The organism is Streptomyces mashuensis (genome assembly GCF_014654785.1).
Taxonomy (GTDB): Bacteria; Actinomycetota; Actinomycetes; order Streptomycetales; family Streptomycetaceae; genus Streptomyces; species Streptomyces mashuensis.
In genome coordinates this window covers 54,777-67,618 of the sequence record NZ_BNBD01000012.1, presented here as the reverse complement: position 1 = coordinate 67,618, position 12,842 = coordinate 54,777, and the positions used below count along the sequence as shown (strand labels likewise).

General features: G+C 73.9%; 11 protein-coding genes and 1 pseudogene. 7 read left to right on the top strand and 5 right to left on the bottom strand.

The window, feature by feature from the left end; genetic code table 11:
- Positions 1–112 precede the first annotated feature (112 nt).
- From IE305_RS24875 to IE305_RS24850, 6 genes and pseudogenes are all read left to right on the top strand, one after another.
- Positions 113–922 (top strand): annotated as a pseudogene (locus IE305_RS24875) (carbonic anhydrase); the annotation flags it as partial.
- Between the two features lie 212 nt (positions 923–1,134).
- Complete coding sequence (gene acs, locus IE305_RS24870; protein WP_190131975.1) at positions 1,135–3,108, top strand: acetate--CoA ligase; 1,974 nt, start codon at positions 1,135–1,137, stop codon at positions 3,106–3,108.
- A gap of 261 nt (positions 3,109–3,369) precedes the next feature.
- A complete protein-coding gene (gene nhaA, locus IE305_RS24865; protein ID WP_190131974.1) occupies positions 3,370–4,767 on the top strand; it encodes a Na+/H+ antiporter NhaA in 1,398 nt (465 codons plus the stop codon).
- Between the two features lie 104 nt (positions 4,768–4,871).
- Positions 4,872–5,330, top strand: coding sequence for a phage holin family protein (locus IE305_RS24860; RefSeq protein WP_190131973.1), 459 nt, complete (start codon positions 4,872–4,874; stop codon positions 5,328–5,330).
- Positions 5,327–6,337: an alpha/beta fold hydrolase gene (locus IE305_RS24855; RefSeq protein WP_190131972.1), complete on the top strand. Its 1,011-nt coding sequence runs from the start codon at positions 5,327–5,329 to the stop codon at positions 6,335–6,337. The genes IE305_RS24860 and IE305_RS24855 overlap by 4 nt, the downstream gene beginning before the upstream one ends.
- A gap of 168 nt (positions 6,338–6,505) precedes the next feature.
- On the top strand, positions 6,506–6,715 hold the full coding sequence (locus tag IE305_RS24850) for a hypothetical protein (RefSeq protein ID WP_190131971.1): 210 nt from the start codon (positions 6,506–6,508) through the stop codon (positions 6,713–6,715).
- Between the two features lie 61 nt (positions 6,716–6,776).
- On the opposite strand, the gene IE305_RS24845 is transcribed toward IE305_RS24850, so the two are convergent.
- The 3 genes from IE305_RS24845 to nth all read right to left on the bottom strand — a co-directional run bounded on the left by IE305_RS24845 (position 6,777) and on the right by nth (position 9,856).
- Entirely contained in the window at positions 6,777–7,982 is a 1,206-nt protein-coding gene (locus IE305_RS24845; RefSeq protein ID WP_190131970.1) for a MarP family serine protease, read from the bottom strand.
- Between the two features lie 69 nt (positions 7,983–8,051).
- On the bottom strand, positions 8,052–8,930 hold the full coding sequence (locus IE305_RS24840; RefSeq protein WP_373311740.1) for an NUDIX hydrolase: 879 nt from the start codon (positions 8,928–8,930) through the stop codon (positions 8,052–8,054).
- A 65-nt stretch (positions 8,931–8,995) separates the two neighbouring features.
- Positions 8,996–9,856, bottom strand: coding sequence for an endonuclease III (gene nth, locus IE305_RS24835; protein WP_373311739.1), 861 nt, complete (start codon positions 9,854–9,856; stop codon positions 8,996–8,998).
- A 250-nt stretch (positions 9,857–10,106) separates the two neighbouring features.
- On the opposite strand from nth, the gene IE305_RS24830 reads away from it, so the two are divergent.
- Positions 10,107–10,781 carry a Crp/Fnr family transcriptional regulator gene (locus IE305_RS24830; protein WP_004939715.1) on the top strand — a complete coding sequence of 225 codons (675 nt, stop codon included), beginning with the start codon at positions 10,107–10,109 and terminating at the stop codon, positions 10,779–10,781.
- A 206-nt stretch (positions 10,782–10,987) separates the two neighbouring features.
- Here the strand turns inward: IE305_RS24830 and IE305_RS24825 are convergent, their stop codons facing one another.
- Both IE305_RS24825 and IE305_RS24820 read right to left on the bottom strand, forming a co-directional pair.
- Complete coding sequence (locus tag IE305_RS24825) at positions 10,988–11,818, bottom strand: MBL fold metallo-hydrolase (RefSeq protein WP_190131968.1); 831 nt, start codon at positions 11,816–11,818, stop codon at positions 10,988–10,990.
- Positions 11,815–12,810: an NUDIX hydrolase gene (locus tag IE305_RS24820; RefSeq protein ID WP_190131967.1), complete on the bottom strand. Its 996-nt coding sequence runs from the start codon at positions 12,808–12,810 to the stop codon at positions 11,815–11,817. The genes IE305_RS24825 and IE305_RS24820 overlap by 4 nt, the downstream gene beginning before the upstream one ends.
- Positions 12,811–12,842: the final 32 nt, after the last annotated feature.

The window sequence follows — 12,842 nt, the reverse complement described above, 5'->3', positions numbered from 1 at the left end:
GACCGGCGGGTCGGCCGTCGTCCGGGCCACGGCGTACGGGGTGCTGCGCCGCGCGGGCAACGCCCTGCCGGCCGCGGACCGCCGTCCGCTCCGCCTCCGCCGCGGCGCCGCGCGGCCGGGCGCGACCGTCCACACCAGGAGCGACTGCCGGCCGTGGACGCCCTGGCGGCACCACCACTGCGTCCGGCAGCAGTCCGCCGCCGGCCCCGACGAGGCACCCGACGCGCCGGCCCAGCTGCTCGGCGGCGTCATCGCGTTCCAGCGCGAGACGGCGCCCCTGGTCCGCGAGGAACTGGCCCGGCTCGCCCGCGAGGGGCAGCGCCCCGGGCAGCTCTTCCTCACCTGCGCCGACTCCCGCCTCGTCACCAGCATGATCACCAGCAGTGGCCCCGGCGACCTGTTCACCGTGCGCAACGTGGGCAACCTGATGCCGCCGCCCGGCAGCGGCACCGGCTGCGACTCCGTGGCCGCCGCCGTGGAGTACGCCGTCGAGGTGCTGAAGGTCGGCAGCATCACCGTGTGCGGCCACTCCGGCTGCGGCGCCATGCAGGCCCTGCTGGAGATGGCCGCCTCCCCCGCCGGCCACGGCCTCGCCCCCGCCGACCAGACCCCCCTCTCCCGCTGGCTCCGCCACGGCCGCCCCAGCCTCGCCCGGATGCAGCGCATCGGCCACCTCGGCCGCGGCGAGGTCGCGCTCGCCGAGCGGCCGGTCGCCGACGACGCCGAGCGGCTGGCGCTCGTCAACGTCATGCAGCAGCTGGACCACCTGATGGCCCACGCCTGTGTCGCCCGGCGGGTGGCCGAGGGGGCCCTCCAGCTCCAGGGCATGTACTTCCACGTGGGCGAGGCCCAGGCGTACGTCCTCGACCGCCGCTCCCGTACGTTCACCGCCGTCCGGCCGGGGGTGCTCCATGCCGCCTGACCCGGCCCCGTACGCGCCGCGCGGCGCCCGCACACCCGTACGCCCCGCGCACACGGTGCACCGCACCACCCCCTCTGACCTCGGACGACCTCCGCGGCAGCCGCCCTGACACAGGTCTAAACCAGAATTGGCCGACACCCCTTGTCAGGGCGCACTCCGGGCTGATGAGCTAGGGCCGGGACGCAACGGGCCCCCTGGGAAAGGGAGATGTCGTGAGCAACGAAAGCCTGGCCAGCCTCTTGAAGGAGGAGCGCCGCTTCGCACCGCCCGCCGCTCTGGCCGCCGAGGCCAACGTCACGGCAGAGGCGTACGAGCAGGCGCGGGCCGACCGGCTGGGCTTCTGGGCCACCCAGGCCCGCCGGCTGTCGTGGGAGACCGAGCCCACCCAGGTCCTGGACTGGTCCGACCCGCCGTTCGCCAAGTGGTTCGCCGACGGCCGGCTCAACGTGGCGTACAACTGCGTCGACCGCCACGTGGAGAACGGCCATGGCGACCGGGTGGCCCTGCACTTCGAGGGCGAGCCGGGCGACACCCGGTCCCTGACCTACGCCGACCTCCAGCGCGAGGTCTCCAAGGCCGCGCACGCCCTCACCGAGCTGGGCGTGCAGGCGGGCGACCGGGTCGCCATCTACCTGCCGATGATCCCCGAGGCGGTCGTCTCGATGCTCGCCTGCGCGCGCATCGGCGCCCCGCACTCGGTGGTGTTCGGCGGCTTCTCCGCCGACGCCCTCGCCACCCGCATCCACGACGCCGACGCCCGCGTCGTGATCACCGCCGACGGCGGCTACCGCCGCGGCAAGCCCTCCCCGCTCAAGCCCGCCGTGGACGAGGCCCTCACCCGCCCCGGCACCGAGAACGTCCGCAGCGTCCTCGTCGTCCGCCGCACCGGCCAGGAGGACCTCGCCTGGACCGAGGGCCGCGACGTGTGGTGGCACGACCTCGTCGACCGCCAGCCCGAGCAGCACACGCCCCAGGCGTTCGACGCCGAGCACCCGCTGTTCATCCTGTACACCTCGGGCACCACCGGGAAGCCCAAGGGCATCCTGCACACCACCGGTGGCTACCTGACCCAGACGTCGTACACCCACCACGCCGTCTTCGACCTCAAGCCCGAGTCCGACGTCTTCTGGTGCACCGCCGACGTCGGCTGGGTCACCGGCCACTCGTACATCGTCTACGGGCCGCTCAGCAACGGCGCGACCGAGGTGCTCTACGAGGGCACCCCCGACACCCCGCACCAGGGCCGCTGGTGGGAGATCGTCCAGAAGTACGGCGTGACGATCCTCTACACCGCGCCCACCGCCATCCGCGCCGCCATGAAGTGGGGCGACGACATCCCGGCCAAGTTCGACCTGTCCAGCCTGCGCGTCCTCGGCTCCGTCGGCGAACCCATCAACCCCGAGGCGTGGGTCTGGTACCGCAAGCACATCGGCGCCGACGCCACGCCCGTGGTCGACACCTGGTGGCAGACCGAGACCGGCAGCATCATGATCAGCCCGCTGCCCGGCGTCACCGAGGCCAAGCCCGGCTCGGCCCAGGTCCCGCTGCCCGGCATCGCGGCCACCGTCGTCGACGACGAGGGCAACGAGGTGCCCGACGGCGCCGGCGGCTACCTGGTGCTCACCGAGCCGTGGCCGTCCATGCTGCGCACCATCTGGGGCGACGACCAGCGCTACCGCGACACGTACTGGTCCCGCTTCGCCGGCCGCTACTTCGCCGGTGACGGCGCGAAGAAGGACGAGGACGGCGACATCTGGCTGCTCGGCCGCGTCGACGACGTCATGCTCGTCTCCGGCCACAACATCTCCACCACCGAGGTCGAGTCGGCGCTCGTCTCGCACCCCAAGGTCGCCGAGGCGGCCGTCGTGGGCGCGAAGGACCCGCAGACCACCCAGGCCATCTGCGCCTTCGTCATCCTGCGCGGCGGCCAGGAGCAGGGCGCCGACGAGGCGGGCCTCGTCGAGGAGCTGCGCGCCCACGTCGCCAAGCAGCTCGGCCCGATCGCCAAGCCCAAGCGCATCCTGCCCGTCTCCGAGCTGCCCAAGACCCGCTCCGGCAAGATCATGCGGCGGCTGCTGCGCGACGTGGCCGAAAACCGGGCCCTGGGCGATGTCACCACCCTCACCGACGCCTCGGTCATGGACCTCATCCAGGCCAAGCTCCCGGCCGCCCCCTCCGAGGACTGACAGGACACCATCACGGGCCGACGGCCGGGCCGGACCAGGAAGGACCAGGTCACCGGCCCTCCACCGGCCCGCTCCGCCACGTGCCGCCATGAAGGGCGCCCGGCTTCCCGCCGGGCGCCCTTCACTCTTTCCGGTTAAGGTAAGTACCTGTCGCATCAAAATCGCGACAAGAATCAAGGGCGCGCCGGGAAGTCTGGTCGGCACTCACACACGCCTACGCGTGTGTTCCAGTCAGCTGCCGACGCCAGGAGGTCCATCACCGTGGCCGCGCCCCAGAACCGCCGTTCCGTCTTCCTCGGCAGGCTGCCCCTGCCCGAACGGAACTACCTCGCGGACGCGCTGCGCACCGAGACCACCGGCGGCGTCCTGCTGCTCGTCGCCGCCGTCACCGCGCTGATCTGGGCGAACACCCCGCTGCACGGCAGCTACGAGACGGTGCGCTCCTTCCACCTCGGCCCCGCCGCGCTCGGCCTGGACCTCAGCCTGCAGCACTGGGCGGCCGACGGCCTGCTCGCGGTCTTCTTCTTCGTCGCCGGCATCGAGCTCAAACGCGAACTCGTCGCCGGCGAACTCCGCGACCCCAAGGCCGCGATCCTGCCCGTCGTCGCCGCCCTGTGCGGCATGGCCGTGCCCGCCCTCGTCTACACGGCGGTCGCCACCACCGGCGGCGGCTCCCTGGGCGGCTGGGCCGTCCCCACCGCCACGGACATCGCCTTCGCCCTCGCCGTCCTCGCCGTCATCGGCACCGCCCTGCCCTCGGCCCTGCGTGCCTTCCTGCTGACCCTCGCCGTCGTCGACGACCTCTTCGCGATCCTCATCATCGCCGTCTTCTTCACCTCGAAGCTGAACTTCGCGGCGCTCGGCTTCGCCGTCGTCGGCCTCGCCGTCTTCTGGCTGCTCCTGCGCAAGGGCGTACGCGGCTGGTACGTCTACGTACCGCTGGCCGTCGTCAACTGGGCGCTCATGTACAACAGCGGCGTGCACGCCACCATCGCCGGCGTCGCCATGGGGCTCATGCTGCGCTGCACGCGCCATGAGGACGAGGAGCACTCCCCCGGCGAGCACATCGAGCACCTCGTGCGCCCCCTGTCGGCGGGCCTGGCCGTCCCCCTCTTCGCGCTCTTCTCCGCCGGTGTGGCCGTGACCGGCGGCGCCCTCGCGGACGTGTTCACCCGGCCCGAGACGCTCGGCGTCGTCCTCGGCCTGGTGGTGGGCAAGGCCGTCGGGGTCTTCGGCGGCACCTGGGCCGCGGCCCGCTTCACCCGCGCCGAGCTCAACCCCGACCTGAAGTGGCCCGACGTGCTCGCCGTGGCCGCCCTCGCCGGCATCGGCTTCACCGTCTCGCTCCTCATCGGCGAGCTGGCTTTCGGCGACGACGCCGTGCTCGCCGGCGAGGTGAAGGCCGCCGTCCTCGTCGGATCGCTGACAGCCGCCGTCGTGTCGGGCGCCCTCCTCAAAATGCGCGACAACAAGTACAAGAAGCTCACCGCCGACGAGGAGCGCGACGAGGACGAGGACGGCATCCCCGACATCTACGAGGAGCACAACCCCGAGTTCCACCTGCGCATGGCCGCGAAGTACGAGGCCCGGGCCGCCGAGCACCGCAGGCTGGCCGAGCTGGCCGCGGGCCGCACCACCCAGGACGACGGCCGGGCATGATCTGAGAGTCTTTACGCGCGACGTCCTTGGCGGGCATACCTGCCGTGACGGGCATACCTGCAAAGAAGAAGCCGAAGACGATGAGGACGATGAGGGAGCAGCCGATGAGCGCAGCCGACGACGGCGCGAACCGCAGCCTCGGCCAGCTGGTGGCCCAGGCCACCACCGAGCTGTCCGCGCTGGTGCACGACGAGATCGCACTGGCCAAGGCCGAGCTGCGCGAGGACGCCCGCCGCGTGGGCATCGGCGGCGGCGCCATCGCCGCCGCGGGCGTCCTGGCGCTGTTCTCCCTGCCGGTGCTGAGCTTCGCCGCGGCCTACGGCATCCACAACCTGGGCCTGGGCCTGGCCTGGTCGTTCCTGATCACCGGTGGCGCGTTCCTGCTGCTGGCGGCGGCCCTGGGCCTGCTGGCCGTGGCCAAGTTCAAGAAGATCAGCAAGCCGGAGAGGAGCATCGCGTCCGCCCGCGAGACGGCCGCCGTGCTCGGCACCGTCAAGCCGCACCCGCGATCCGCCGCTGCCGCGGGTCCGGCGGACGCATCTGTGACACGCTCGTCCGTATGACGGTGCCCGAGACCCCAGAAGCGCCCGCGTCCCCCGGCTCCTCCGACCGGCCCGCGCCACCCGGCCCGCCGGCCGCGCCGGGCCAGGGGCCGGCGACGGCCGCCTCGGTCGTCCGCCCGGAGGGGCCGTGGACCCACCGCGAGGTGGCGGCCAACGGGGCTCGGTTCCACATCGCCGAGACGGGGCAGGGCCCCCTGGTGCTGCTCCTGCACGGCTTCCCGCAGTTCTGGTGGACGTGGCGGCACCAGATGACGGCGCTCGCCGAGGCGGGCTTCCGCGCGGTGGCCATGGACCTGCGCGGCGTGGGCGGCAGCGACCGTACGCCCCGCGGCTACGACCCGGCCAACCTCGCGCTCGACGTCACCGGTGTGATCCGCTCGCTGGGCGAGCCGGACGCCGCGCTGGTCGGGCACGACCTGGGCGGCTACCTGGCGTGGACGGCCGCCGTGATGCGGCCCAAGCTCGTGCGCCGGCTGGTGGTCTCCTCGATGCCGCACCCGCGCCGCTGGCGGTCGGCCATGCTGGCCGACCCGCGGCAGAGCGCCGCGAGCGCCCACATCTGGGGCTTCCAGCGGCCCTGGCTGCCCGAGCGCCGGCTGGTCGCCGACGACGCGGCGCTGGTGGGCCGGCTGATCCGGGACTGGTCCGGGCCCCGGCTCCCGGACGACGCGGCGGTGGAGACGTACCGCCTGGCCATGACGATCCCCTCCACCGCGCACTGCTCGATCGAGCCGTACCGCTGGATGGTGCGGTCCATGGCGCGCCCCGACGGCGTCCAGTTCAACCGCCGTATGAAGCGGCCGGTGCGCGTCCCCACGCTGCACCTGCACGGGTCGCTCGATCCGGTGATGCGCACCCGTTCCGCCGCGGGCTCCGGCGAATACGTGGAGGCTCCCTACCGCTGGCGGCTCTTCGACGGCCTGGGGCACTTCCCCCACGAGGAGGACCCGCTGGCCTTCTCCTCGGAGCTGATCAGCTGGCTCAAGGACCCCGAACCGGACCGGTAGGGGGACGGAGAGAGCGGGTGCCGGCCGCCACGCGCGCGTGCCGCCGTCCGCCACAGGGGCCTGCTGTCCGCCACAGGAGCCCTGCCGTCCGCCACTTGCCCCGCGCATAGGCCAATTGCGGGGCCCAGGGGCGATTACCGACCGCGGGCCCCGGGCAGAGCTTCAGGTATGGGCTGGACGCACGACTACCGTGACCTGACTCAGGAGCGCGCCACCGAGGCCGACGCCTCGCTGGCGGTGACGGAAGGACCCGACCGGGACGCCTGGGGCGAGCACCGGCCGCGGGGCGGTCCCGACCCCCGCATGGGCATTCCGCGCATCCTCCACCGCCGCGCCCGCTGGGTGTCGGCCCGCCTGCGCCACCCACGCAGCCGCTGAGCCGCCCGCCCTACGGGGCCCGCGGCGGCCCTCCGGCAGCCCTGTAGGCCCCCTGGGGGCCTTACAGGGCGCAGCTCTGGGTGTTGACCCGCGCCGAGGCCGTACGGCCCTCCACGGCGTCCCCACGCACCTCGGCGGCCGTCAGCGCATACCCCGTGTCGGGGTCGTCGAGGGACTTGGCGAACACCACCCCGTAGACCTCGCCGTCGGGCGTCAGCAGCGGGCCGCCGGAGTTGCCCTGCCGGACGGTGGCGTAGAGCGAGTACACGTCGCGGCGCACGTTGCCGCGGTGGTAGATGTCGGGCCCGCCCGCCTGCACCCGGCTGCGGACGCGCGCGGCCCGCACGTCGTACGAGCCGTTCTCCGGGAAGCCCGCCACGATGGCGTCCTTCCCGCTCCGCGCGTCGTCCTCGGCGAACCGCAGCGGCGGGGCCTTCAGCGCGGGCACGTCGAGCACGGCGATGTCGCGCTTCCAGTCGTAGAGCACGACCTTCGCCTCGTAGGCCCGCCCCTCGCCGCCCACCTGCACGGTCGGCTCGTCGACCCCGCCGACGACGTGGGCGTTGGTCATCACCCGGTGCGGCGCGAACGCGAAACCGGTGCCCTCCAGCACCTTCCCGCAGCTGGGGGCATTGCCGACGACCTTGACGATGCTGTGCCGGGCGGCCTCCGTGACGGGGCTGCCGGCCAGCTCCGGGTCGGGCGGCGGCACGGGCGTGATGGGCTCGGCCGAGAACGGCGCGAAGACCTGCGGCAGGCCGTTCTGCGCCAGCACCTTGGTGAAGCCCGTGAACCAGGTCCGGTTCCTGGCCTCCTCCGGCAGGACGGCCGTGACCCCCAGCAGCACCTTGGAGCTGCGCACCTCCTTGCCGACGGACGTCAGCGAGGCGTTGGCCAGCAGCGCGCCGATCAGCCACGCGACCAGCAGCATCGCCATGACGTTGACCAGGGCGCCGCCGGTGGCGTCCAGGGCGCGGGCAGGGGACCAGGTGATGTGCCGGCGCAGCTTGTTGCCGAGGTGGGTGGTGGCCGCCTGGCCGACCGACGCGCAGAGGATCACGACGGCCACCGCGCCGATGGCCGCGAGGCCGCCGGGCTCGCTGCCGTCCGTCACGTTGTCCCACAGGATCGGCAGCCCGTAGAGGGCGGCCAGGCCGCCGCCGAGGAAGCCGGTCACGGAGAGCACGCCCACGACGAAGCCCTGGCGGTAGCCGAGCACGGCGAACCACACGGCGGCGACCAGCAGCACGATGTCCAGCACGTTCACCGAAAAGATGCCTCGCCTTGCAGTCGTCGCCGTCACGGCCCCGCGGGGAGGGGCCACCGTCTCATGCCGTCAGGAGCGCGCGTCGAGGGGGACCTCCCGCTCCCGGTCCCAAGGCCGCTCCCAGCCGGCGTAGTGCAGGATGCGGTCGATCACGCCCGCGGTGAAGCCCCAGACGAGCGCCGGGCCGACGCGGAAGGCGGGGCCGCGGTGGCCGCTCGGGTGGATCGCCATCGCGCGGTACCGCGGGTCGGTGAGGTGGGCGACCGGGACGGTGAAGACCCGGGCCGTCTCCTGCGGCGAGACCGGCGCGACGGGGCTGGGCTCGCGCCACCACCCCAGGACGGGGGTGACGACGAAGCCGCTGACGGGGATGTACAGCCGCGGCAGCACGCCGAAGACCTGCACGCCGGACGGGTCGAGCCCGGTCTCCTCGCGGGCCTCGCGCAGGGCGGCCCGTACGGGGCCGTCGCCGTCCGGGTCGCCGTCCTCCGGGTCGAGGGCGCCACCGGGGAACGACGGCTGGCCGGCGTGCGAGCGCAGGGTGCCGGCCCGCTCCAGGAGGAGCAGCTCGGGGCCCTGCTCGCCCTCGCCGAAGAGGACGAGCACGGCCGACTGCCGGCCGCCGCTCTCGGGCGGCAGGAAGCGGCTGAGCTGGTGCGGCTGGACGGTCCGCGCGGCACGGGCGACGGGTTCGAGCCATTCTGGGAGGCCCTGGTCGGTGACCTGGACGGGGGCGCCCTCGGGGCTCTCCGTACGGCTCGCACCGGCCGTACGGGGCGTGTCGCGGGTCGCGTCGCCGGCCGTGTCGCGGGCCGTGTCGCGGGCCGTGTCGCGGGCCGTGTCGTCGGCCAGGTCGCGGGTCGTGCCGCCGGCCAGGTCGCGGGCCGTGTCGTCGGCCAGGTCGCGGGTCATGTCACTGGTGGTGCCGCTGGTGGTGCCGCTCCTCATGCTTCTCCCCCGGTCGTCCTCGGCCCGCACGCGGGCGCGTGCGCGGCGGTCCGGCGCGCGGCCCGTCACACGTCTCCCAGCGGCGGCGCGGCCGGGCCAGGGAAGTCCGGCGGCGGCTTGAGCCGCTGGCCCGGCTTCCCCGCCAGCTCGTACTTCAGCAGCTTCTTCGCCTTCTCCGGGTCGGTCTCGCCCTCCCCGAAGGACGGGCAGAGCGGGGCGATGGCACAGGCGCCGCAGGCGGGCCTGCGGGAGTGGCAGACGCGGCGGCCGTGGAATATCACCCGGTGCGAGAGCATCGTCCACTCGCTCTTGGGGAAGAGCGCGCAGACCTCGGCCTCGATCTTCTCGGGCTCGGTGGCGTCCGTCCACCTCCAGCGCCGCACCAGACGGCCGAAGTGCGTGTCGACCGTGACGCCCGGGACGCCGTAGGCGTTGCCCAGGACCACGTTCGCGGTCTTCCGGCCCACGCCGGGGAGCGTGACCATGTCCTCCACGCGGCGGGGCACCTCGCCGCCGAACCGGTCGCGCAGCGCCGTGGACAGGCCGATCAGGGAACGGGCCTTGGCGCGGAAGAAGCCGGTCGGCCGGATGATCTGCTCCAGCGTCTCGGGGTCGGCCGCCGCCATGTCCTCCGGCGTGGGGTACGCGGCGAACAGCGCCGGTGTCGTCTGGTTCACCCGCAGGTCGGTGGTCTGGGCGGACAGGACGGTGGCCACGAGCAGCTGGAACGGGTTCTCGAAGTCCAGCTCGGGGTGGGCGTACGGGTAGAGCTCGGCGAGCTCCCGGTTGATCCGGCGCGCACGGCGCACGAGCGCCGTTCTGGACTCCTCGCGGGCGCCCTTCGCGGCCGGGGCGCCTGCCCCGGCAGCCGACGATCCGGACCCCTTCGCGGCATTTGCCCTCTTCGCCACGGGCCGTTCGCCCACAGCGGAATCGCGAGACGGAGTCACCCTTCCGGCCCCCTTGCCCTGCGCTCTCACCGGCCTATTGGACACCCGGCAAGACTACGGCCCGGCACCGACATCCGCCCCGGCCGCGGGAAAACCACAGCCCAATCGGACCCCTGCCGTAGGGGTTCCGCGGACGATGCGCCACACTTGTGTTTGATCACACAGTTTTACCGACGGGCATCATGGGGACCACGGTCCTCTGTGCATGTCGACAAGGAGAGAACTCGTGGACGACGTTCTGCGGCGCGCCCCGCTCTTCGCGGCGCTCGATGACGAGCAGGCCGCCGAGCTGCGCGCCTCGATGGGCGAGGTCACGCTCGCGAGGGGCGACGCCCTGTTCCACGAAGGCGACCCGGGCGACCGCCTCTACGTGGTGACCGAGGGCAAGGTGAAGCTCCACCGCACCTCGCCCGACGGCCGCGAGAACATGCTGGCGGTCCTCGGCCCCGGCGAGCTCATCGGCGAGCTGTCCCTCTTCGACCCGGGACCGCGCACCGCCACCGCCACCGCCCTCACCGAGGTCAAGCTGCTCGGCCTCGGCCACGGCGACCTCCAGCCCTGGCTGAACGCCCGCCCGGAGGTGGCCACGGCCCTGCTGCGCGCCGTCGCCCGCCGTCTGCGCCGCACCAACGACTCGATGTCCGACCTGGTCTTCTCGGACGTCCCCGGCCGTGTCGCCAAGGCCCTGCTGGACCTGTCGCGCCGCTTCGGCGTGCAGTCCGAGGAGGGCATCCACGTCGTGCACGACCTCACGCAGGAGGAGCTCGCGCAGCTCGTCGGCGCCTCCCGCGAGACCGTCAACAAGGCCCTCGCGGACTTCGCCGGCCGCGGCTGGCTCCGTCTGGAGGCCCGCGCGGTGATCCTCCTCGACGTGGAGCGCCTCGCCAAGCGCTCCCGCTGAGCGGCACTCCGCGCCGCACCACAGCAGGCACAAGGGGCCCTGCGGGGCGCGACGTCCTTACGTCGCGCCCCGCGGGGCCCTTTGCCATAGGGCCGTAGGGGGCCGGGGCGGGGCGGGGCGCGCGTACGAGTCGTACGCGTTCCTGCGCGCCCGTCTCACGATCCCCTGCGCCGCTCCGGGCGCCGTGCGCGGCGCCCGGCCCGGCCTCAGATCAGCCCGTGCCCCTCCAGGTAGTCCAGCTGCGCCCGCACCGACAGCTCCGCCGCCGGCCACAGCGCGCGGTCCACGTCCGCGTAGACGGCGGCCACGACCTCCGCCGCCGTGCGGTGACCGTTCTCCACCGCCGTCTCCACCTGCGCCAGCCGCTTCGCGCGGTGCGCCAGGTAGTACTCGACGGCGCCCCGGGCGTCGTCCAGCACGGGGCCGTGGCCCGGCAGCACCGTCGTCACGCCCTCGTCCACCGCAAGGGACCGCAGGCGGCGCAGCGAGTCGAGATAGTCGCCCAGCCGGCCCTCCGGGTGCGCGACGACCGTCGTGCCGCGCCCCAGGACCGTGTCGCCGGTCAGGACGGCCCGGTCCGCGGGCAGGTGGAAGCAGAGCGAGTCGCCGGTGTGGCCGGGGGTGGCGACCACATGGAGTTCCAGCCCGCCCATGGTGATCACGTCGCCCACGCCCAGGCCCTCACCGCCCAGCCGTAGCGCCGGGTCCAGCGCGCGCACGCGCGTGCCCGTGAGTTCGGCAAAACGGGCGGCTCCCGCCGAGTGGTCCGGGTGGCCGTGGGTGAGCAGGGTCAGCGCGACGCGCTTGCCCGCCGCCTCGGCGGTGGCGACCACCTTGGCCAGGTGCCCCTCGTCCAGGGGTCCGGGGTCGACCACGACGGCGAGGGAGGAGTCCGGCTCGGCGAGGATCCAGGTGTTGGTGCCGTCCAGCGTCATGGCGGACGGGTTGGGGGCGAGCACACAGGTGGCGCGCGGCGTCGCGGGGCCGCCGATGGGGCCGGTGCGCGGCTGCCCGGGCAGTTCGGTCGCGGAGGTCATGCGTCGGCTCCCCTGTGTCCCGTGTGGCCCGGTCCTGTGATGCCCGGCCCTGTGCGTCCTGGTCCCCCGGCTGCCGGGGGCTCGGTCGTGGCGGCGCGTGCGGTGTCGGCGATGCGCCTGGTGAATTCATCGTGCCCCGGCCAGCTCAGCACGACCTCCTCGCCCTCCAGCCGCGCCCGCGCCAGGACGGGCGTGAGGTCCCGCGCCGCGGCGGCGGCCAGGACGGCGCCCGGCTCGCCGTAGGGCAGCAGGGAGCGGAGGGTGGCGATCGTCGGGGGCATCATCAGCAGGTCGCCCCGCTCGTAGCCGGCCACGGCGTCCGCGGGGGCCGTCCACACCGTGCGGTCGGCCTCCGTGGAGGCGTTGCGGGTGCGCTGCCCCTCCGGCAGCGCGGCCACGAAGAACCAGGTGTCGTAGCGGCGCGGCTCGAACTCCGGCGTGATCCAGCGCGCCCACGCGCCCAGCAGGTCGCTGCGCAGCAGCAGGCCGCGGCGCTCCAGGAAGTCGGCGAACGCCAGCTCGCGGCTGACGAGCGCGGCACGGTCGGCCTCCCAGTCGTCGCCCGTCGTGTCCGCGACGACCGTGTCCGGCGTGGGCCCGGCCAGCAGGACCCCGGCCTCCTCGAACGTCTCGCGGACGGCGGCGCAGACGATGGCCTGGGCGGCCGCCGCGTCCGTCCCCAGTCGCTCGGCCCACTCGGCGCGGGACGGGCCGGCCCACGGCACGTTCCGTTCGTCGCGCGGGTCCACGGAGCCGCCCGGATACGCGTACGCGCCTCCGGCGAAGGCCATGGAGGCGCGTCTGCGCAGCATGTGGACGGCGATCCCGCCGCCCGCGCCCGTCCCCTCCTTGGGGGCGGCGCGCAGCAGCAGGACGGTGGCCGCGCGGCGCGGCGCCACGGGGCGCAGTTCACCGCGCGCCATCGCCCTGATCAGGTCGGGCCACTCCGGCGGGAACCACTGACCGGTCCGGCGGCCGTGCGAAGTCGACATGGCCGGATGCTATGCGCTCACGCGCGGATGTT

Excerpts from the sequence above, each read along its gene's own strand:
- IE305_RS24860 (WP_190131973.1), top strand. The coding sequence starts at position 4,872 with ATGAGCGCAGCCGACGACGGCGCGAACCGCAGCCTCGGCCAGCTGGTG.
- IE305_RS24855 (WP_190131972.1), top strand. The coding sequence starts at position 5,327 with ATGACGGTGCCCGAGACCCCAGAAGCGCCCGCGTCCCCCGGCTCCTCC.
- IE305_RS24850 (WP_190131971.1), top strand. The coding sequence starts at position 6,506 with ATGGGCTGGACGCACGACTACCGTGACCTGACTCAGGAGCGCGCCACC.
- IE305_RS24840 (WP_373311740.1), bottom strand. The coding sequence starts at position 8,930 with ATGAGGAGCGGCACCACCAGCGGCACCACCAGTGACATGACCCGCGAC.
- IE305_RS24825 (WP_190131968.1), bottom strand. The coding sequence starts at position 11,818 with ATGACCTCCGCGACCGAACTGCCCGGGCAGCCGCGCACCGGCCCCATC.
- IE305_RS24820 (WP_190131967.1), bottom strand. The coding sequence starts at position 12,810 with ATGTCGACTTCGCACGGCCGCCGGACCGGTCAGTGGTTCCCGCCGGAG.